The following is a 19,761-nucleotide window of genomic DNA, read 5'->3' as shown; positions in this document are numbered from 1 at the left end:
TCGCGGCCTCGCGGTGCTCGTGCGCTCCTACAGGCTGGACACCGGGGCCGTTTCTACGCAATAAACGGCCATACTTCCAGCATGGCCATATAGCACATATGTGCTATTGAGCACGTTTTCAGCGACTGATATCGTCCGTGGTTTGTCTTTACGTCGACGCAGCCAGTGATTGTGCAGCGAGTGCCAGGCGGAGGGCGTTTATTGCTGGCGAAGAGACGGTTCATGGGTGAATTCAGTTTGAACAGTCGTTACCCAAAACAGGTAACGCGTCTGGCGGTTTTGGTGGTCCTTGCGTGTGGCGGAGCATTTGCGGGCTCGGCGGCTGCGAGTGATCAATCATCAGTCCCCTGTATTGCCGAGGCCGACTTCCGCCAAGGCTCATCGGTAGAAACCCAGACGTGGATCAGCAGCTCGCCCGGCGTGCAAGGTCACAACAAAACCGAGACCCTCGGCCGCCAATCATTTGCCGGTGCCAATCCGCTGATCCAGGCACAGACAACGCTGATCAATAACGCCCCGGTCTTCACCGGGTACGCCTTTGTCGACCTGGTGGATGGCAAGATCATCAGATACGGCAACCAGCACGGCAGCGGCGCTTCGCTGGTCACGACTTACAACGAGCCGCCCCCAGCCGTCCCTGTCGATTTCCAGCCGGGACAAGCAGTCACGGTCAGCTATCGCAGCAAAACCGTCACGGCCGGACCGGGTGTCGAATACGAGATTACTGAAAAGCACACCTACGTCGGCCGAGAGACGATAACGACGCGGCTGGGTACCTTCGACGCCTGCAAGTTCACCAATGAGATTTCCTCGGGACTTCCCTCCAGCAAGGATGGGCGAAATCTGGCTGTCATTGAAAGCTGGTTTGCGGCGGCCGGGCCTTATCGCGGGCGTCTCATAAAAACGTTTGTCCCGGCCCATGGAGGATTGCCGGACGTGACTAACGAAACGATAAAAATCGTCACCTCGCAATAACGCGCCTTGAAACTGCGCGCTTGATTTACCGGATTTTTGTGCGAACGGACTCGCCTCGGCCTCGCGCCGATTCATGCTGGAAGACAGGCATCCTTGATGGACTTCCCGGCACTTTTCAATAACGGGTTCTGAAGAAAGAAATGACCATGCTCAAGACAACCCTTGGCCTCGCCGTTGCATTTGCATCCACTCAAGTTTTCGCTGGCGGCTTCGCCCGCACCGAACAAAGCATCAGTTCCATGGGCAGTGGTCAGGCAGGGCGTGCATCGGCTGCCAATGACGCCGGTACCGTGTATGGAAACCCGGCGGGCATAGCGCGCCTCGAAGGCACGCAGATAACCGCGGGCGCGACGTTTATCGACGCCTCCACGGATATCAGCAATGTCAGCGGCCGCTCCAGTGGCAGCAATGACGGTGATATGGTGCCTTTCAGCACTGTGCCCTTTGGTTTCTATACGCAAAAGCTCGATGAGCATTGGTCTTTTGGCTTTGGGGTCTATGCGCCATTCGGGCTGTCGACTGATTACGAGAACGGCTTTCAAGGGCGCATGTTTGCCAGCAAGAGTGACATCAAGGTCGTCACGCTACAGCCCACCGTCAGCTACGCCTTCAACGACAGATGGTCGATCGGCTTCGGGCCCACCTTCAACCGTATTGCTGGCACGCTCGAGTCAGATGTCACACTGAATCCGGCCATTGCTGACACCAACGTCAAGGTCAAAGGTGACGACACCGCTGTCGGCTTCAATCTGGGCGTGTTGTTCAATGCCACCGATACCACCCGGATCGGGCTGACATACCACTCCAAAGTCGATTACAAGCTGGATTGCCACACCCAGGTCGCGACCGGCGCAGGCACCCCTCCGGCATTGCTTGCCAGCAACCGCTATGACTGCACCCTGAAAGTGACCACCCCAGAGTCGTACGATTTTTCGGTCACCCAGGAAGTCACCGATGCCTGGAAACTTTTCGCGAGCGCGACCTGGACCGGCTGGAGCAGCATGCAGGACCTGAGTCTGCGCAACCAACCGATCTCGGCGGCGCAGGGTGGTGTGTTGGCTGCGGCGTTGACCGGATCCATTCAGGAAGGGCTGAACTGGCATGACACCTGGGCTTATGCCATCGGCACCGCTTACCAACTGAATCCGCAATGGGTCGTGCGCGCGGGGCTGACACTCGACCAATCGCCGACCAGCAACACCAATCGTTCGCCTCGAACGCCGACGGGCGATCGGCAGATATTCAGCGTCGGTGTCGGCTATAACGTGACGCCGCAATTGACGATTGATCTGGCCTATTCCTACCTCAAGGAAGAAAGCGTTGACGTCAGCCGCTCCAACGCGTTGGCGAGTTACAGTGCAACTTATCAAAGCGACGCTAACTTATTCGGGGTAGGTGCAACTTACAGGTTCTGATAGAGCCTGAGTGCCATGGAACCAATGCCTTTTATCTTTAAAAGGCATTGGTCATTGCTCAGTAGGTCCTGAAGGCGCGTACGACGTCACCTCTGAAATCAATATGGATCGAGGTAATCTTTACCTTTTTCCCGGGGGTGTTGCTGCCTGAGAGCGTGCCCGCGTCTTCCGCAATTTCTTGAGCGTCGCCTACTTTGTTTTGACCACCAATGATGGCGCTTGCAGAATCGCCTGCTCCATATCGGCTGGTGTATTTATAGGCCATGTCCGCGAGCTTGCCCAATTTCGAGTCTTTGCTGTCGTAGACCCACTCAGATGAATCATTACCTAAATCATCACGCACCGAGGTGGGATCGCCAAACTTTTCCCGAATCTGTTGTTTTGACGATTTGCCGGCAATAATGTTTGCCTTAATGTACTCAGGCGCATACTTCGAATCGCCTGTTAGAGAATCCAGCCCGGGGATAGAACTACCCACACCACTTGAACAAGCCGTCAAGGCTACCATTATCATCGCCGCACTTGCCAAGCCTTTGAATTTTGCCAGTTGGCAATAAGTACTCATGCCTGTTACCTCTGATCTGAGATTAGAATTAATTCTTTCCGCGCAGGCGCGACTGCAAATGGCAGGTTACTTGCTAACAGGTTACTTGCTATGTGGAGTGACCCTGCAACGCATACTTTTTAACGGTGAGGCAGATTTCGTTTATGGCGATAGCTTAAAGGGGCTGTTTGAAAATCGCCTATAGTACAGATGTGCTATTGCCTGAAAGAGGTAGCGAGCAATAACCTTTAAGCGTCTACCATCAGGTTTTTATTTTTTGACGAAGTCATCACCCGTCAGGTGGTTACCCTGTGGTGCATTCTCTGGACAACAACAGAGATCAACAGCAGACGCATGTATGCGTCAACTTTCTCACTCCAGAATATTGCAACGCGCGTTTGCATCGGGAGGCTTTCCTTGCTTAGAAAATTGCTGGCCGGCGCGCTCGCGATTCTGGCAGTCGGATGCGGAGTGGTCGTGCTCTTCGTCGTGTTTCTGTTTACAAAGCTCCCGACAGACCACACGCCAAAGTACAGCGTAGCGTTGGACATGCAGGGCCCGGCAAGTACAACACACCTTGAAGTGTGGGTGACGGAACCTGGTAATTATGCCGTGGCGCTTCATTACCCATACAGCGACGACGTTGAGCGGGAGAAAGCCTGGGCCTTGGCGGGTGGGGGTGTCCGGAATGGCGATACCTGGAGCGAGCCAGGCTCTGCGTTAGTATTTAAAGTCCGCATTGAAGAGATCGAAAGTGGTATAGAGATGCTGAACCAGCAGGTCATGCACCCTAAACTGGACTCTTGGGCCGGCAACTATCTGAGTGCCGACCTGGTTAAGAGAAAGCTCGATACTGGTCATTATCAGGTGACCGTGCAGTGGGAAGGAAGCCTGGACGATACGCCTCCAGCCCCACTCAAGATCCACTTTGGCAAGGCTCATCAGGCAAAATAAACACGACGCGGCAAGACAGCCGAGCCATTACAAAGCAGGTGCGCAGACCGAATTTGTACAGCGGGACGTGCTGTGTGAATCTTCCATGCCCCATCTTTAAACTTATCCGAATCAAGACCACGCATCACCGCCAGGCTAACGGCAGGGTTACTCATGACAGACCGGAAAAACGCTGAGCTGGATCAGGCCACGCTGAGATTAACGGTGGCGACGGTGGCAATCATTTATGTATCGTTGATTGGTTTTTTGCCGGGGTACGATGTTGCGCAGTACGAGCCAATCATTGCTTACTATGCCGGCTTTCTTGTGGTCTCGTTTATCTTGCGGCAATACGTTATCAGTCGCCCTGGCGTATTCCCGGCACGTCGGGTATTCGGGATGGTGCACGATTACACCGGAATCTCAGTAGGGCTGGTGGTGGGCGGCGAGGCGACGCTGCCGATCTTCAGTGTGATGGTCTGGGTCACGCTGGGGAACGGTATGCGCTACGGCTCGCGCTACTTGGCGATCGCCGCATCATTGGCATTATTGGCGATCCTGATTATTTATCAGCTGACCCCTTACTGGCAGGCTCAGCCCTTCATGGTACTGATGCTGGTCGCGGTCACTATTCTGGTGCCCGGCTACGCCCACATTCTGTTGGTCAGGACGCGGCAGGCGTCCGAGCAGGCCACCGTTGCCAATCAGGAGAAAGAGCGCTTTCTCGCGCAGGCCAGTCACGACCTGCGTCAGCCCATTCATTCTATCGGCATGTTCACCGCCTGCCTGCGATCAAGTCCGCTGGGGGATTACGAGCGCAAGCTGGTGGACAACATCGATCGGTCACTGCATAACGTGGCGCAATTGTTCCGCTCGATTCTCGACATCTACACGCTGGACAGCGGCAAGGTTTCGGTCAAATCAGACGTGGTCAATCTCGGCGAGATGCTGGGTGAAATCGCGCAGCAGAATATCGCCGCCGCGCGTTGGGCCGGCGTTGAACTCAGGATCCGGCCTTGCAAGCGGTGGGTGAGGGTAGACGCCACGCTGCTTGCCACAATGGTTCAAAACATACTGTCCAACGCACTCAAATACGCCCCAAATCATCCAGTCCTGATCGGCGTCCGCAGTCACAAGGACGGTCTCTCGATCAGCGTCCATGATCAGGGGCCAGGGATCGCCGCCGAGCATCTCCCCAAGGTATGGGACGAGTTCTACCGAATACGTCACGCGCGTGACAAGGATGTAGAAGGCGTTGGGCTAGGCCTGTCCATTGTCAAACGACTCAGCCAGATTATCGGTGTGCAGATCCAGATTGAATCCAGAGTGAACCGTGGGACGAGCGTGACCATTCACGGGCTTGAAGAGGTCGCTGCCCCCGTGCAGCAACCGCGTAAAAAAACACTGGGGCACAGCTTGCTCAAGGGCGTCAAAATTTGCCTGGTCGAGGACGACAATAACGTCCTTATGGCCACCGCAGCCCTGCTTGAACGTTGGGGCTGCGACGTACAGACCGCCAGTTCGGCGGAAGGGCTGACCACCGACTGCGACATTATCGTGGCGGATTACGATCTGGGTACGAAAGCCAACGGCCTGGATTGCATCGACAGTATCCGCATGGCCCGGGGCTGGGACGTTCCGGCGCTGATTGTGACCGGGCGCGAAGTGGATATGGTTCAGGAGGCATCACAGGCCCGGGATGTGTCTGTGCTGTCGAAACCGCTGAGACCTTCGGAACTGCGTCTGACCCTGTTGTCGATGTGTGAGAAACCCACAGAGCGGGTCTGATCCCTGTCACGACGTGCTGATAATCGCTCCCAATCTTGTAAACGTGAACGGTATTGAAGACAGGAACGCATTGAATGTCGCTGAGAGTCATGGTTGTTGGCGGGTACGGAAATTTTGGCAGGATCGTTTGCCGACACCTGATCAACATGCCCAACGTTGTTCTTGTGATTGCGGGACGCAACACTGAAAAGCTGGCTGATAGCGTCAACACGCTGCAGAGCCAGTCGGGTGTTCCATGTGAGAGCTGGTGCGGTGATGCAATGGGGGCGGCGTTCGGCTCGGTATTACGCAGCCTTGATATCCAGTGGGTCATCCACACGGGAGGGCCATTTCAGGGCCAATCCTATGCCGTAGCCCAAGCGTGTGTGGACGCTGGGGTCAACTACTGCGATCTTGCTGACTGCCGCGCTTTCGTCAACGGTATCGGCATTCTCGACGCTGCAGCCAGGCAAGCGGGCGTGACACTGCTCAGCGGCTGCAGCTCGGTGCCCACGCTATCGTCTGCACTCATTGATCAGTACCGTCATCGCTTCAGCCGTATCGATGTCATTGAACACGGCATTTCCTCCTCGGCAAAAATGCCCGGATTGTCCACCGTTGAAGGCGTGCTCGCTTACGCTGGCAAACCGATCAAACAGCTTCGAGACGGGCAGGTCCATGAAGTGTCGGGCTGGCAGGATCTGACATTACGCAAAATGCAGCATCTGGGGACCCGTGTACTGGCTAATGTCGACGTGCCGGATATCGATATCTTTGGCCGTCGCTATGGCGCGCACACGCTACGTTTCAAGGCAGGCTCGGGCCTCAAGCTGGGCGGCGTAGCTAATTACCTGTTGGCAGCTTCCCTACGCGCAGGGCTGGTCAAAGACCGCATGGGATGGGCCGCTCGACTGCATCGCTGGGGCACGCTATTTGAGCGTTTCGGTGACGGTCGCAGTGCGATGTACATCGATGTCGAGGGTGTCGGCGTGGAGGGTAAGGCCCTGACCATGAATGTTCAGCTCACCGCGCACAATGACAAAGGTCCGGAGATTCCCAGTTGCGCAGCGGTCGCGTTGATGGCGAAAGTCGCTCGGCAGTATCGCCCGCAGCCAGGCGCCCGACCCTGTGTGGGGGAGATCAGCGTTGACGAGTACCTTGCCGCCATCAATGATCCGCAGAATATACAGCTGGCCGTACGCTTCTCAGATGAGCAGGGTTGATCAATGCTCTATCTGGCGCTGAAGTATTTGCACGTGATCGCGGCGGTTTTCCTGTTCGGGTTCGGCATGGGCTCGTTTCTCTATCTGATCGCGGCCAGTCGCACTCGTAACCCACAAGTCATCGCTCATGTCTGTGCAATGGTGGTGCGGTTCGACACATGGATCACCACCCCGGCAGGCTTTCTTCAGTTGGGCACCGGCTACCTGCTGTTGACGCTTGCGGGGCTGCCGTTGAACTCTCCCTGGTTGTTGACTTCGGTGGTGATCTTCATTGGCGTCGGTGCACTCTGGCTCCCGGTACTCGTACTGCAAAAGCGGATGCACGGGTTGGCATTGAGCGCAGTTGAACAGGGATTGTCGCTGGATAATCGATACCACAATCTCTATCAGAAATGGTTCTGGATGGGCATTTGCGGTTTTTTTGGCATGTTCGTCGTGGTGCTGATGATGACGACAAAGCTGACCCCGTGGCAGTGGCTCAAGATGCTGCTGGCCTGATCATGCACGGCAATTGGCTGAGTGTGATGGAGAACTTCTTATTGACTAGTACAGGTGTGCTATTGAATGCCAAAGAGGGTATGAGATTATCAGGGCAGATATAAAGTTTGTTCGGTTCCTATTGTCAGCAACTACGGGAGTAAACGTTGGTGCATAAACTCGCTTTGGTTCTGGCGGTCTTTTCCCCCCTTGTCATTTCTCCGGGCATCGCAGTTGCCGCAATGCCTGACTGGTGGCTAATCTTCGGAAGTGGGGATCAGCCGAAACGGCAAGTCATTTATGCCGATGCTCTTTCCGTTGCGGATACGCCTTCGAAATCTGGTGCTGAGCCCGCACGCTCAGTGAATGTTGTTTATGTATTCGAAGGAGAGGACAAACCTCTCTTCACGCTATACAGGATTGCCTTTCAGTGTAAGGGTGGCCGGTACACTGTCGAGTCCGCGAATTCTAAAATGCGTTCGGGCGAAGTCACCCAGGGACCGACAAGTACTCAATGGGAACCGGTTGCTAGCACTGTTCTGGAACGGCCCTATGATTTCGTCTGTAAAGCAAGCTCTCGGAGAACCAACGGCATGATCAAAATAGGTCGACCGGAGCTCGTGAATACGTTGCCGGAATTTACCTATAGAACGTTTTGGGGGCCCACGACTAACGCCCCACGTCAGTGAAAGGGGAACGCCAGGTCAGCGCCGCCATTGCCTTGAAGAACTCGGCGTGTGCTGACCGGAAATCTGATTCGTTACCCTCGCGCCCTTGAGCAAGGTTTAGTACTTGCGAAAAATCGGATCAGAGCATGCGGTGTACATGACCTTGCACTCATGGCCACCGCTTTTTTTGACACACCTGTTCATCGCCAGATCAATAGCTCGTTGCTTCGTTGCGGAACCTTGAGAGACGCTATTAATTTCACTGGACACCAGTGCAACACACTGATTTTTATACGCCAGGTCAACCTTGCAGTCAGTGGCTCCTCCTAAGGCGCATTGATAAAGGGCTGCCGACTTCGCTTCCTCTTGGGTTAACTTGCCGACCACCGCTCCGGACTCGCCAGTAGTATCTGAGCCCGCGATCGCCCCCCAGGTTTTAATCCATTCGCCAGTTGGCCGGGGAGGGGCACTTTGACCGGTCTGCGGGTCATCCGGTATGCATTGAATGCTGCCTGCCTGGACGCCTATGGGGCATCTTGTCTGCGCGCCGGCCTGCAGGCTGATCACCAGCAGTGAAAGACTCACCAGATAAATTTTCATGTCCATCTTTTGGCCCTATGGCAGTGACTGACTTCCAGCGCTGATCATTGAGTTTTCGATCTTTAAGAATGCTTCATGGCGCGTATAAACCTTGTTTTTATAGTTGAGCAGACGGAGTTGTCTGGGTCACGATTCGTTCTCCTTATGTTGCTTGGGGATGATGCTTTGCAACAGCACACCCTCCGTTTCTTCATTAACGGCGGGTAAAATCAGCATCACGAGATAATTCCTGCAGTGCGCTTCGTGCTCGATCTTGAATCTTCTTCCAGCCCTTGAACGCGAAACGCACATAGTTGATCTTTACTGCCGCATTCATCTCGGGGATGACAAACGTGTGCTCACATTCCGGCAACATGCGGTCGTTGCTGCGTACCAGCTTACCGTCACGATATTCCACGCCTGTCTCTTTAACTTCGTGCGATGTGCACTTGATGAACGTCTCGATGCGACCTTGGGCATCGCGATTCACGTACCAGTCCTTGTAATAGGTGGCGTCCATTATGGAGTTGGATGGCTTCAGTCCCTTCGCCAGGTAGTGCGCGCGATACGCAGCAATATTGGCGTAGTAAGGTGTGAGCCCATCGATCTCCTCACCTTTGATACGCGTCTGAATATCCATTTCGGGCGCATCTTCGCCAGGACCGTCTGGCACGGTTTGACGTTGCATAAACTCCTCGATGCTTACCCGGTCAAGGTAGTCATAGCCAATATTCACCGTGCGAGTCGCCACATCCAGTGTCAGGTGCGTTCGCTCGCCTGGCGCGAACGGCTTCAGCTCCGGATATTCGAGGTAAAGCCCAAAACTGCCATCGAAGTTCGGGCCCATCTGGTTATCGAAATAGTTGGCGGGAATGCGTAAAGAATAGGGGCCCAGGCAGGCATCCATGACGGGCGGCGGCACCATGCCGGGATCCTGTGGACCGCCGCGCTGCCTGACGCATCCCTGCTCATTGGTTACGGCGCTGGTTTCGCTCGCACGCACGATGGAGTGGTCCATGACCAGGCAGGCAGCTGCAACGAGGGCCATTGGAAGTCTCATGCAAATGAGGCTTGCGTTCTCAAGTCCGGCTTCTGCCGAAATGCGTTACTGAGTGGGCACGGCATTGGGTTTGCCAGTCGATTCGTTATTTGCTGATCGGGCGAGGCTGGAGAGGTAAGGATATTCCGGCTCTTTTTGCGGCCCGGAGGTATTGAACGGGTCGAAGCTGTTGGAAACCAGTATCGCGAGGGCTTTCATGTCTGCATCGCGCTCGCTGACCCATACGAGGTCTAAAGCACGAATCTCACTCCCGCGCTGTTCATAGCGACGGAGAAACTTGAGCGGCCCGCGAGAGCCCGCAGTGATGAATGAATCATCATGTCTGACGTTGTACGTAAAGGTGGACTGGGTATCGCTGGCGAGGTTGTTGTAGATCGTACCAATCTGGCCGGGTTTCATATTGATCAGTCGTTCAACCCGCAACGAAATACTGCTGTCCTCGGCATTCAGATTCACGGTATTGGCATTTGGGCTGGTGAGTACCGTGAGTAATTTTGACGGGTAGCCCAGTCTCACCCCGGTCTTTGGTTCAGTCCCGGTGGTCCAGCCGAAGGCTGTTCGTTTATTCAGCGCTGAACCGCCCAGGTGCATGGCCAGGTCGGCGTTCAGGAGACCGGTGCCGGGCTGTTTGTACTGCTGCTGAATCGCGGCAATGGCTGCCCGCGTATCTTTGCCAAAGTTGCCGTTAATAGCACCCTGATAAAAACCGCCCCAGATCAGACCTTCCTGAATCAGCTTTCGCTCATCAAGGTTCAGCGAGGCTTCGGTGTTATCGACAGGCAGGGTAGAGGAGGCGTTAGCGGGGGCCATAGATCCGGCCTGTGCGCTCAGCGGCTGCCAGCTGCATGTCGCCGCCACGGTGATGAACGCTACTCGCAGCAGTGGATTTTTCCAGCCAACGGGGAAACGGGTGGCAACGGTATCTAGCGTCAATTGAAAAGCCCCTGTGCTTTCGTGCCTGATCAAAGAATTGCGGAAAATTAATCCAGCGATGATCATCTGTAAGTTACAGGCGCAGGGCATTTTTCCTATAGCACACCCGTACTATAGGTGCGGCTGTAGTGGTGTGTTAATCGGGCGATCACAGCGCGCGGCACCTTTACACATCAGCAGCGTCGCGCCATAAAAGACCACCAGAACCTGGCTTGACGCCAATACCGGCTTTCCTGATCGCGGTGTACAACATGCGATCACAAATGACTGACGACTTCTTCTCGGCCATGCGGAAAACATGGGCCGAACCCACAAGGTCTTTTTTGAAGGTGAGACGTGCACCACCTGCAAAGGTCATTATCCTGAACGGTTTGCCAGTCTCGAATTCATGACCTGTGCGAACTTGATAAGTTGATTTTTGTTCGTCTAACGCCGCGAGCATGCGCACTAAGTCACAGAGGTGACGCGACGGCCATTTGAGCCATCTTGCAGCGGGCCTCAGTCAAAGAAATTGCGGATAATCATTCTTCACACGCGTCAGAACAGCCTCGATGAGAGGGTGCTGCTCAGCACAAGGCAAATCCCTGAGCGCCGACCACGGCCCATCGATCAGCACGTGACCCGCCGGGAAGTCTGCAAGGTTATCCCGTCGTCGTAGAGCCAGCACGGCCAGTAACTCGATCGGGAAGACGCGATCAAAGTCGTAGTCGAATTCGTAAATTTTCCAGCCTGTGCTGTGCTTGCTCCGACTGATATGGAATTCAGCGGCCTGGCTCATGTGTTGCGCAAAGGTGTTCTGGTCGTCGGTCTTCCAGTTATCCAGAAGACCCTGATAGGTAGCAATCAAGGGCTTGCGCGGCTCAAACCGGGTCAAAAGTGCATAGGCGTCGCAGAACAGGAACGTTAAAAACACATCGTGGGTGTTGTGGGCGATTCGACGAGACTGAGGCAACAGATTGAGCCGCGTATCTTTCTCCGCCATCTCCAGAAAGCGCTGCGCGCTGACCTTGCCTATATCCCAGCGACACAGCACGGTGGGGCCTGCAGCGCGCAAGCTGTCTGAGTATTCTCTGGGCCAATTGCCAAGCTGTGGCCTCAGCTGGCTGTGTACTCCATCCCAACGAAGCAGCAGCGCTCGGCTTTCAATCGTCCACCTGAAGAAACGGGCAAGCTCATCCGGGTCCGCACGAAAGTAAGCATCGCAAGCGGCTACGCTCCAAAAGTGGCTGATTCGCCCAAGTTGAGTCCCGACCTTGGGGGTAAGGCGGCCGGCAACTTCGAGATGATCTTGTACGGCGCTTGTGTAGCGGTCGATATCGCCTGAGGTCCGGGCCCGATCAAGCCATTCCCTGCATTCCGGTATCAAGGACTTCAACGAAGGGGACAATTGCATGGCCGACTCCTCAGCGTGAATTGATCATGGCGCGTATCTCAGAGAGGATTCATCCGGGAAACAGTGACTTTACCTGTAGGAGCGCGGTTGCCCGCGATTGCGCCAGCACAGACGATATCTTCATCAACTAACAGACCAAATCGCCGGCAAGCGCGCTCGTAAAACAACAGCCAAATACTGGATTGAAATGCGTTTTCTGTAGGAGCTGCCGAAGGCTGCGAAGCATTTCTACGGGTATACCGGGATCGCAGCCTTCGGCAGCTCCTACGGGGCCTATGTTTGCGGGTAGACAGCGCAGGACTATGGAAATCGGGGCCACAAGATTTGCCCCGACCTCAGGTGTTTGACTCGGCCTACAGATTGGCAGCATCTTCGAACCACAGCCCGTCCGAGTGACTTTGGCGCCAATCCCGGCCTGTCGAACCGTATCATTAATCGCTGACCTCGACGTTTAATCTGGAAGCTTCTTCATCCACCGTATCGAGGACGCGCACAATGTCACACAAGAAGTGAGTGGGCACCACCGAGCCATCAGGCAGATGGAATGTAATGTGGCGCGAGGCATATTGATTACTCGACCTCAATCAACCTTTAGATATCCGTCCAGAGGGGGAACAGTAATTGACCTGCTGATGATTTTCGATAGCACAGGTGTGCTATTGATTTGTCGACTGCGGTCCGTAAGTTGGTTATCAGAAAAACGGCGCTCACCAACAGCCAGGAAGTGTCCTGTGCGCCTGTCGAAACGTTGCGGGGCGCGGCATTCGATGTTGTTTATTTACGAAGGGCGCAGTTTCACGGCCCTACACATTTGATACGCGGCAGCAGTAAATGGGCTCAATCCTCCATAAGGGTGTAGTGATGAAGCGAGCTATTAATATTTGCTGTGCGGCTTTTTGCGCCAGCTCGTTGATGTTGCCTGCATCAGCCATGGCGCAACAATCACCGCCGCAAGCAGGCACTTATGCGACCGAGGGTGGTTGGGGCCGATTGGTCATTGGGACTGACATTGCGAAGGGTATTCAGACCTTCTCACTGGACACCGAAAACGCTGGCAGTGGTTGCACGTTTTCCGGCCGTCTGCACCCTAGGGGAGGCGCGGTAGTTTACGAGGGTGATGCCCCAAGCCAATGTTCACTGAATCTGACTAATACGCCCAAAGGATTAGTGGTGGGTACGTCTACCAAAGAACAGTGCCGGGAGTACTGCGGCAGCAATGGCAGTTTCGAAGGTGATTACAACTATGTGCCTGCCATCTGCGCTCAGCCGGCGATGGGCGAGACGCGTCGAGAATTTAAAAAGCTTTACGACGAGAAAAAATATACCCAGGCCGAGACCACGTTAGCGCCCGTTTATAGAGAGTGCCTTAGCACAGTGGGATGATTGATGAGGGCGGTCTGCGCAATGATTATGCGCTGACGCAGTATAAGTTGAATGACAAGGCAGGATGTCTGACGACACTGTCGAAATATCGTCATGACGCTGCAAGGGCAGATGATGCAATTACTCAGGGCATGTCACCTGCCGTCGTCGAAGATTACTTGAGCGTGATCCATGCTGCGCGCACGAACATTGCGCTCTGCGTGAAGTAACGGGTTACTCAAAGGATATGGCGCGCGATAAGCCTGTTCGGATCTCAGTATTTTCTGAACAGCGGTTCGCTGCATTCGGAGTACATGACCTTGCATGTTCCCCCACCGCTCTCATCACACACCTTTTTCACGCCACTCTCTGCGAGCTGTTTGCTCGCAGACGCCTGGAAAAAAGTGTCCACCTGAGACGCGGCCAGCGCAGCGCATTGATTTCGATAAACCAGTTGAACGGCGCAATCATTCGCTCCGCCCTTGGCGCATTGTTTAATGGCAGAGCTCTTCGCATCGGCCTCAGATAATTTGCCAACAACGGTTCCTACTTCGCCTGTGCTAGACATTGCAATCGCGCCCCAGGTCTTGATCCACTCGCCGGTCGGACGGGCAGGGGTGTTACCTTCACCCTGTGGCTCGTCAGGCAAGCATTGCATACTCCCTACCTGGACACCCATTGGACACCTTGTCTGGGCTTGCGCCTGTAACCCGATGAGCAGGCAGGTGAGGCACGCGGCATAAAATATCTTTTTCATTTGTGGTGCGATGCCTCAGTTTTACGTGGCACCAAGCAACTCCCAAGACAAACGCTGTGAGCATCTGCAATGAAAACAACTGGGTACGCAGCATGTTAATAACTCTATTCAATGAACCTGAAAAAATGGTTCAAGAAAATGCATTTAAACCCAGTAGTTTGCACGTTGTTTGATGAGGAGGAGGGCTAGGCGCGAATAGATTAACGGGCGTTACAAATCATTCAATGTGATTCAACCACCGCTGCCACACGATCAAAGTTCTGGACCGCCAGATCCTCCCTGGAAATCCAGAAAGTCGCTTGGCCGCAATCCCCAAACTTTAGGTTGATGGCGGGATCCCAGGCGAGCTGCAACAGGCATACCGGCTCCCCCTCGATATCAGGCATGGCGCCCTGCAAAAGCGGAACATGCCCCAACATCTGATGGACTCTAGCTCTGGCACAGTACCTTCGTCCATCGGCATGCTTGCGATAACTTTCCTCATACGGCAAGTGTTCGCCTTCAAGGTCTCTATATAGCGGTGATGGAATCAACCTCGCGGCGTCAGGTGAACCAGCGAGGTACGCAATGGAGGCGAGCAGGCCGTTCGTGAAAACTTCTCCCATTGTGACGTCGGTGAACGTGGCGCCTTCATTCTTGTCGCCAATCTGTTCAATGATCCAGTTTCGGAAGGCCTCCCTCGTGACCTCATCAGGAACGTTATCCCAGCCAAGGCGACTGGCGTGCTCCACCCAGTCCAGTACATCCTGATCAGCGACAAAGCGGCGTGTTCTCTTGCTTCGCTCATTGCCTACGATCCGCGCCAGCCGATCTATCATGATTCCCGCCTGCGGGAAGTCCAGCTGATAGCGCAGCCATTGGGCAGGGAACGTCCAGGATTGGGAGAGCGGTTGCTCCCAACGGAAAACAGCGTTGGCATTGGGCATTAGCCCGGTCGCTGCCACGGCTGCTCCCAGGCTAAGTTCGGACCATCGCTGGTGGTAGGCCGCCACGTCTGGCATTGAGCGGCCTTCCGGCGTTGGCACGTCGTATGGCCAGGTCTCCATCCGCCGTGCAACCAATGGCCATCGTACATGGAGGCGCGGGCCACTCTCGCCAGGTAGCAGCCATCCCTGTTCCGTATAAGGGCTGTCTGCTTTATTCACGTCCTGAATCGGACGCAGATGTTCCGGTGCCTGACGCTCGGGCTGGTCCTCCGGGACGCTCCGCACGTACAACACCCGGACACGTTCCTGAGGAGCACCTGTATCCCATATCTGTTCTTCGTCGTTTACAGCGAAGAAAAACAACATGCCCTGCGTTGGCATCAGCGACTCGACGCGTGGCAACTCCGCGCAGTCGATCTGCGCAAGAAAATGCATGGGCGCCGACTCGCCGTAACTCACGCCTATGGGCCATTCAAAAGCATGTGGTAATTGGGGCAGACCGCCCAAACGACTGCGTACACGGGGGAACGATGTAGGGGGATAAATCCTCTGCAGCACGATGCCGGTTTTGCGGTGATTGCAGAAGTAAGCCTCAAGCTCGGCTTCCATCTGGTGGTCGCGCACGCTGGCGTCGTAGGGGGACTGCGTTTGGTTTTCCATTTCCTGAACCTCCACGTTGCAAAGCGTCAGGACGCAGCCTTGACTCGGCAATGTTGCTTGGGTCGCAGTGCCAGCTACACCTGTCGTTGAATTGCCGTTGCAGCTTGCGATATACCAACGGGTATCGGTATGAATCGCGAGGCCTGGTGCCGTGAGGTTTTATAACGACAACAACCATAAAGCGAGACTTACAGATTGCTCTGTTAGCGAATCCATGAAGCTATGGCCCGACGGGTAAAACGATAATCGAATACTCGATGCGTGCCCATAGCACAGGTGTGCTATTGAAATGCTGGAGGTCTTGGGCGATCTTCTCCTGATTATTATAAATACTCGGCACTGGCTTTCATTTGGGGACTGTAGGGCATTTGAATCATAAAAATTGGCCCGTGAATTTAACAAAGCCACTTGCGCCGTATCGCCAAGCGCGCAGAAGCGTCATCAATCTTTGTGCGAACTTGTTATGGGCCGGTGTGTTGCTGGTCTCTTTTGCGAGTGCACAGCCCCAAGTCATTCCTGTATCCACAGATGCCGCTGCGCAGCCCTTGCCGGATTTGACCTCTGAGGAACTTGCGCAGCGCATCGTGCGGTTGACGCTTTCGATCCATGGCAAGCAGGACATGGCGCGTATACAGGTCGAGAAAAAGTTTGGCGTGATGTTGAAATACAACGCCACCGATCCGCAGGAATTCTGGATCTCAGACGAACGGGTCGGCGGCACGGGCTACTCACTGGAATCAATATCGGACGCAAAAGGCCAACCTGTCAGTCGCCTGGACTTCAAATTTCCACAGAGTGCTGTTGCACCTGGTCAGGCAACCTGTACACAGACCATAGGGCTATATCACCAGTCGCTGGTTGACGGAGGATTCACTGCAGAGTGGGTCGGCTCGCCGCGTCGCGGGACTCCTGCGAGATGGCACTTCGAACGTGGAAATGTGGTGGTGACGGTTTTGGTCAGTGCTGACGCACACAAGGAAGATACACAGGCCTGTGTGTCGAACTTGATGGTTCTGGCTGTATCGTAAGCGGGGCAAGTTTTACTGACGAAGAAAATTGCCCACGGTCTATGTAGTCCTGCTTTGGAGCGGCAAACGCCAGGCGCGAGTCGGCTCGCGATGTTTGTAACGCAATTAGTTTTTTCGTTTGGTGTGCGTTGCCACTTCCTTAATCAAAACGCAGCATCAATAAACACGCAGCATCGTATTGGACCCATTGCGAACACGAAAAAGACCCGGTATTGGGATGCGCAGTCCATAGCACACGTGTGCTATGGAGAATCGTCATAAAATCAAATTTTTTAAATTGGATTTACGCAATTCAATTGGCCTAATTCCTTCACCCATGAGGTCAATCGCTGGACGCTCTCGAGCGGCCAGCGCTCTATCGGCAAGTGATCCCCCTATCAATTGACCGCACTTTCATGCACCAACTCCCCTGTAAACGTACAGGCATTACCATGAAACGTCAGGCATCCTTCTTTCTCATCGACCTGAAGAAACCCTTCATCGTTGAACGTAAGAATGACCTTGCACGCCTTATGCCGCGTCAACGGACTGTTTGTCACGAGGTCATAGTCCGGGTTGGGCACCGAAAGAACGCCGGTGTCGCCGTGGAACGTCATCCGCCCATCGACGCCCCCCGAACAACCGCCTTCTACCATCGTATTGATCGAGGCATCGTAGTCTCCTCCGCCAACCGCTTTCAGTTTGACCGTTACATCGCCGCCATCGCCCGAGCCGAAGTAAGTGCCTTCACGGACTAGAGGATCCTCGGCTGCAACGATGCCGGTGCTCAGGGCCAGACACACACCTGCTAGAAAAAACCTGTTCATTACTTCTCCTTGGTAAAGCCGTCTCGAGGGCTGTTACTGTCCGTTCAACCACACGCCAAGGGTTTCGGGACGTCAATGATCGTCGGCGACGAGCGTTACAGAACCTGCTTTATGGCGCAAGCGTCCCGAGATGATCTGCGCCAAAGAGGCCACTCTAATCTGGCAACAGAACGCACCGACGAAGATCTAACTGCACGCCCTGCGAAAAGGCGCGTCAAATGTTGCCGATGTATATCTGAGTCAGTGAGCTGATGCTGACCGTAGGCTGTTCATTTTGTACGCCTCGCGCCCTCAGCCTTCATCTTAGATAGAGCGTTTTCGAAAAACGGACTGGAGGAGGGTGCGCACTTTACGTCCAGACAAGCCCGCTCGGCCTTCCAGCGTCGTGAGTAGAGGAGTTCGTTCTTTTTCAGCCGGTGAGTTCGGCAAGCCGAGAAAAGTGCGATAGCGTCTGAGGTACCGATTAACATACTCGTCCCTGTGTTGCCTTTTCCGATCACGTGATTCTCAAGCACGTAGTCCCATTGCAATGGCGTTAAGGCCCGATTCTGGGCCTCGCCGGTTAGATTCCCAATGAAATCCCGCTTATTTTTTACAAGTCTGAACGGGTTCAGGCTCACCAAGTTGTCTTCGGCAAGAAACTCATAAAACTGCTACATACGGAGAAGATTTGATTCATCGTTCCTTTGGAAGCCGCATACACCTGAACAGCATCAGCTTGGGCGTTTAAGCTACTAATCTGTTGAAAGTCTGCTCGCTGCCTACGTATGCGCGCTAGAACGAGCGCGCGACTCTGTAGCCTGCAGAAGCACACAGTGCAACAGGGAAACTTTCGATGTGTTAGCAGTCCGAACGACGCCGTTTTAATGCAAACCCAATGAAATCAGATAGATAGGTAAGGGAGGAAGCCTCATCAAATCGCGACCGTCACAAAATCGGGATTTGGAAAGCGAACCATAACCAGACACACTATTTAACATAATATACATTATGCGTACCTATGGGTTTTTCTACGGCGGTGCTTCTGGTGATCATTTGACTCTGATTCGATGCTGCCATTTTCCAATCGCGCTGCTTGTCATCAGTTATCGCTGATGTGGCTCCCCCGTAAAAATGGCGCTTTAGATGGCGCCTAGCTTCCCAGCCCTGAAAGCCTTGCAGACCGGGCCTGTGCGTTCAGTCACCCGCTAACGGATCACCATTTCGGCATCTTTTAATGTTGGCAGCAGCGGCCAGAATTGCAGGTTCTGCCAGTGTTTCGTCGAATTGAGGCGCCAGATGCTACCCAAACATGCCCCAGTTCGTTCCTCAAGGCATCCATTTAGGCTGGGCTCCTCAGCAGCAACACTGCCCTGGAATACGGGACATCTTTTAAAGATGGTCAAATCCTTTAAAAATGACTGTCCGTTTACCCCAATGAATGCGGTTATCTGCGATGTCAGGCGGGCTCGGGCCTCCCTTAGCTCTGTGGCCGATTGCGTGAGCTACGCAGCACGGTGCCAGTCCTCACGATCTCTCACGGAGATCGAATGCTGATCTACAACGATCGTCGAGATCGTGAACTGACCTCGCCTGCGCCGTGATAGTGCCGTCTGGTCAAGGGCGCGGCCTGCCTGCGTAGCGTGGATAGAGATTTCCTAGGGCAATTGATATAGCGATTCAAAGTGAGAATAAAGCTAAACTTACATCGCTAATTACGCGAATGGAGCTATGCTAGGGGGGAGTTGCAGACTGAAGCTTCGAAGAAGCTTCATTATAAACCACTAGCGGTCGTTAATTTCAAGAGGTCTTTCGATAAAGAGATAACCGGTAACGGTTAAGGCCTCCTGACTAATAAGGGGGTATTTTTTAGAAATGATCAAAACCTTTAAAAGTGGTCTACTCATCGAAAACAATGAATATTAACTGCCATGTGTCGTAAATACAGGGCCGTAACGCTCCAACTTTTAAAAAAGGTTGGATCTTTTAAAAGTGACCATCTGATCGCTACGTTGATGAAGCCCATGCGCGGAACTTAAGCGGGCGTATTATCCCCTGCAGCAGAAGCAATTAAGGCCAAAACCCTCATGATTCGGGGCTTTTAGCCTTTTTTTGTGTCGATGAATTCAGCGCCGAGCTCTGCCTTTCAATATATGTTTAAATCGACGTTAGTTCCCGCGTCGTACAAAAAAATTTGCAAGATACTTGCAAAGCCAGGCTTGCCGTGTATAACCTGAGTGGCATCGAACAAATGATTAGGGCTAGGTGATGAGCGA

At 54.0% G+C, this 19,761-nt stretch carries 19 protein-coding genes; 9 read left to right on the top strand and 10 right to left on the bottom strand.

Annotated features, from left to right (window positions below; all coding sequences use genetic code 11):
- Window positions 1–222: 222 nt before the first annotated feature.
- Both AUC60_RS01955 and AUC60_RS01950 read left to right on the top strand, forming a co-directional pair.
- Window positions 223–975 (top strand): hypothetical protein, encoded by a 753-nt coding sequence (locus AUC60_RS01955; protein ID WP_087264396.1) that lies wholly within the window; start codon window positions 223–225, stop codon window positions 973–975.
- Window positions 976–1,121: 146 nt separating this feature from the next.
- Window positions 1,122–2,390: an OmpP1/FadL family transporter gene (locus tag AUC60_RS01950; protein WP_087264395.1), complete on the top strand. Its 1,269-nt coding sequence runs from the start codon at window positions 1,122–1,124 to the stop codon at window positions 2,388–2,390.
- A 58-nt stretch (window positions 2,391–2,448) separates the two neighbouring features.
- Here the strand turns inward: AUC60_RS01950 and AUC60_RS01945 are convergent, their stop codons facing one another.
- Window positions 2,449–2,955: a hypothetical protein gene (locus AUC60_RS01945; protein WP_238599498.1), complete on the bottom strand. Its 507-nt coding sequence runs from the start codon at window positions 2,953–2,955 to the stop codon at window positions 2,449–2,451.
- 396 nt (window positions 2,956–3,351) lie between these two features.
- On the opposite strand from AUC60_RS01945, the gene AUC60_RS01940 reads away from it, so the two are divergent.
- The 4 genes from AUC60_RS01940 to AUC60_RS01925 all read left to right on the top strand — a co-directional run bounded on the left by AUC60_RS01940 (window position 3,352) and on the right by AUC60_RS01925 (window position 7,355).
- Window positions 3,352–3,888, top strand: coding sequence for a DUF5625 family protein (locus AUC60_RS01940; protein WP_087264394.1), 537 nt, complete (start codon window positions 3,352–3,354; stop codon window positions 3,886–3,888).
- 153 nt (window positions 3,889–4,041) lie between these two features.
- On the top strand, window positions 4,042–5,655 hold the full coding sequence (locus tag AUC60_RS01935; protein ID WP_087264393.1) for an ATP-binding response regulator: 1,614 nt from the start codon (window positions 4,042–4,044) through the stop codon (window positions 5,653–5,655).
- Between the two features lie 74 nt (window positions 5,656–5,729).
- Window positions 5,730–6,857 carry a saccharopine dehydrogenase family protein gene (locus AUC60_RS01930; protein ID WP_087264392.1) on the top strand — a complete coding sequence of 376 codons (1,128 nt, stop codon included), beginning with the start codon at window positions 5,730–5,732 and terminating at the stop codon, window positions 6,855–6,857.
- Window positions 6,858–6,860: 3 nt separating this feature from the next.
- The gene (locus tag AUC60_RS01925; RefSeq protein WP_087264391.1) at window positions 6,861–7,355 is read left to right on the top strand and encodes a DUF2269 family protein; all 495 of its coding nucleotides are present in this window, start codon (window positions 6,861–6,863) and stop codon (window positions 7,353–7,355) included.
- Between the two features lie 764 nt (window positions 7,356–8,119).
- Here the strand turns inward: AUC60_RS01925 and AUC60_RS01915 are convergent.
- From AUC60_RS01915 to AUC60_RS28385, 6 genes are all read right to left on the bottom strand, one after another.
- On the bottom strand, window positions 8,120–8,602 hold the full coding sequence (locus tag AUC60_RS01915; protein ID WP_202973056.1) for a DUF4189 domain-containing protein: 483 nt from the start codon (window positions 8,600–8,602) through the stop codon (window positions 8,120–8,122).
- Between the two features lie 193 nt (window positions 8,603–8,795).
- Window positions 8,796–9,629, bottom strand: a complete 834-nt coding sequence (locus AUC60_RS01910) for a hypothetical protein (protein ID WP_202973055.1) — start codon at window positions 9,627–9,629, stop codon at window positions 8,796–8,798.
- Window positions 9,630–9,686: 57 nt separating this feature from the next.
- Window positions 9,687–10,574 (bottom strand): peptidoglycan-binding domain-containing protein, encoded by an 888-nt coding sequence (locus AUC60_RS01905; RefSeq protein ID WP_158099092.1) that lies wholly within the window; start codon window positions 10,572–10,574, stop codon window positions 9,687–9,689.
- 166 nt (window positions 10,575–10,740) lie between these two features.
- Window positions 10,741–11,076, bottom strand: a complete 336-nt coding sequence (locus tag AUC60_RS01900) for an imm11 family protein (RefSeq protein WP_338014010.1) — start codon at window positions 11,074–11,076, stop codon at window positions 10,741–10,743.
- Complete coding sequence (locus AUC60_RS01895) at window positions 11,077–11,967, bottom strand: hypothetical protein (protein ID WP_087264386.1); 891 nt, start codon at window positions 11,965–11,967, stop codon at window positions 11,077–11,079.
- A 431-nt stretch (window positions 11,968–12,398) separates the two neighbouring features.
- Window positions 12,399–12,551 carry an imm11 family protein gene (locus AUC60_RS28385; RefSeq protein ID WP_144443203.1) on the bottom strand — a complete coding sequence of 51 codons (153 nt, stop codon included), beginning with the start codon at window positions 12,549–12,551 and terminating at the stop codon, window positions 12,399–12,401.
- A 277-nt stretch (window positions 12,552–12,828) separates the two neighbouring features.
- Here AUC60_RS28385 and AUC60_RS28040 point away from each other — a divergent pair, with 277 nt between their 5' ends.
- Both AUC60_RS28040 and AUC60_RS28035 read left to right on the top strand, forming a co-directional pair.
- Complete coding sequence (locus AUC60_RS28040; RefSeq protein ID WP_202973054.1) at window positions 12,829–13,350, top strand: hypothetical protein; 522 nt, start codon at window positions 12,829–12,831, stop codon at window positions 13,348–13,350.
- The gene (locus tag AUC60_RS28035; protein ID WP_202973053.1) at window positions 13,347–13,559 is read left to right on the top strand and encodes a hypothetical protein; all 213 of its coding nucleotides are present in this window, start codon (window positions 13,347–13,349) and stop codon (window positions 13,557–13,559) included. The genes AUC60_RS28040 and AUC60_RS28035 overlap by 4 nt, the downstream gene beginning before the upstream one ends.
- A gap of 44 nt (window positions 13,560–13,603) precedes the next feature.
- Here AUC60_RS28035 and AUC60_RS01885 read toward each other — a convergent pair whose 3' ends face one another.
- Both AUC60_RS01885 and AUC60_RS01880 read right to left on the bottom strand, forming a co-directional pair.
- A complete protein-coding gene (locus AUC60_RS01885) occupies window positions 13,604–14,086 on the bottom strand; it encodes a DUF4189 domain-containing protein (protein ID WP_087264385.1) in 483 nt (160 codons plus the stop codon).
- A 221-nt stretch (window positions 14,087–14,307) separates the two neighbouring features.
- The gene (locus AUC60_RS01880; protein WP_087264384.1) at window positions 14,308–15,672 is read right to left on the bottom strand and encodes a DUF1963 domain-containing protein; all 1,365 of its coding nucleotides are present in this window, start codon (window positions 15,670–15,672) and stop codon (window positions 14,308–14,310) included.
- A gap of 368 nt (window positions 15,673–16,040) precedes the next feature.
- Between AUC60_RS01880 and AUC60_RS01875 the strand changes: the two genes are divergently transcribed.
- Complete coding sequence (locus tag AUC60_RS01875) at window positions 16,041–16,700, top strand: hypothetical protein (protein ID WP_144443202.1); 660 nt, start codon at window positions 16,041–16,043, stop codon at window positions 16,698–16,700.
- A 377-nt stretch (window positions 16,701–17,077) separates the two neighbouring features.
- Here AUC60_RS01875 and AUC60_RS01870 read toward each other — a convergent pair whose 3' ends face one another.
- Entirely contained in the window at window positions 17,078–17,506 is a 429-nt protein-coding gene (locus AUC60_RS01870; RefSeq protein ID WP_087264382.1) for a hypothetical protein, read from the bottom strand.
- Window positions 17,507–19,761 lie beyond the last annotated feature (2,255 nt).

This window comes from Pseudomonas caspiana, from assembly GCF_002158995.1.
GTDB classification, from domain to species: Bacteria; Pseudomonadota; Gammaproteobacteria; order Pseudomonadales; family Pseudomonadaceae; genus Aquipseudomonas; species Aquipseudomonas caspiana.
This window is presented reverse-complemented; position numbering and strand designations above follow the sequence as displayed.

Bases quoted from the DNA above. Each gene is read 5' to 3' on its own strand.
- AUC60_RS01955 (WP_087264396.1), top strand. From the start codon at position 223: ATGGGTGAATTCAGTTTGAACAGTCGTTACCCAAAACAGGTAACGCGT.
- AUC60_RS01950 (WP_087264395.1), top strand. From the start codon at position 1,122: ATGCTCAAGACAACCCTTGGCCTCGCCGTTGCATTTGCATCCACTCAA.
- AUC60_RS01945 (WP_238599498.1), bottom strand. From the start codon at position 2,955: ATGAGTACTTATTGCCAACTGGCAAAATTCAAAGGCTTGGCAAGTGCG.
- AUC60_RS01935 (WP_087264393.1), top strand. From the start codon at position 4,042: ATGACAGACCGGAAAAACGCTGAGCTGGATCAGGCCACGCTGAGATTA.
- AUC60_RS01930 (WP_087264392.1), top strand. From the start codon at position 5,730: ATGTCGCTGAGAGTCATGGTTGTTGGCGGGTACGGAAATTTTGGCAGG.
- AUC60_RS01925 (WP_087264391.1), top strand. From the start codon at position 6,861: ATGCTCTATCTGGCGCTGAAGTATTTGCACGTGATCGCGGCGGTTTTC.
- AUC60_RS01915 (WP_202973056.1), bottom strand. From the start codon at position 8,602: ATGAAAATTTATCTGGTGAGTCTTTCACTGCTGGTGATCAGCCTGCAG.
- AUC60_RS01910 (WP_202973055.1), bottom strand. From the start codon at position 9,629: ATGGCCCTCGTTGCAGCTGCCTGCCTGGTCATGGACCACTCCATCGTG.
- AUC60_RS01895 (WP_087264386.1), bottom strand. From the start codon at position 11,967: ATGCAATTGTCCCCTTCGTTGAAGTCCTTGATACCGGAATGCAGGGAA.
- AUC60_RS28040 (WP_202973054.1), top strand. From the start codon at position 12,829: ATGAAGCGAGCTATTAATATTTGCTGTGCGGCTTTTTGCGCCAGCTCG.
- AUC60_RS28035 (WP_202973053.1), top strand. From the start codon at position 13,347: ATGATTGATGAGGGCGGTCTGCGCAATGATTATGCGCTGACGCAGTAT.
- AUC60_RS01885 (WP_087264385.1), bottom strand. From the start codon at position 14,086: ATGAAAAAGATATTTTATGCCGCGTGCCTCACCTGCCTGCTCATCGGG.
- AUC60_RS01880 (WP_087264384.1), bottom strand. From the start codon at position 15,672: ATGGAAAACCAAACGCAGTCCCCCTACGACGCCAGCGTGCGCGACCAC.
- AUC60_RS01870 (WP_087264382.1), bottom strand. From the start codon at position 17,506: ATGAACAGGTTTTTTCTAGCAGGTGTGTGTCTGGCCCTGAGCACCGGC.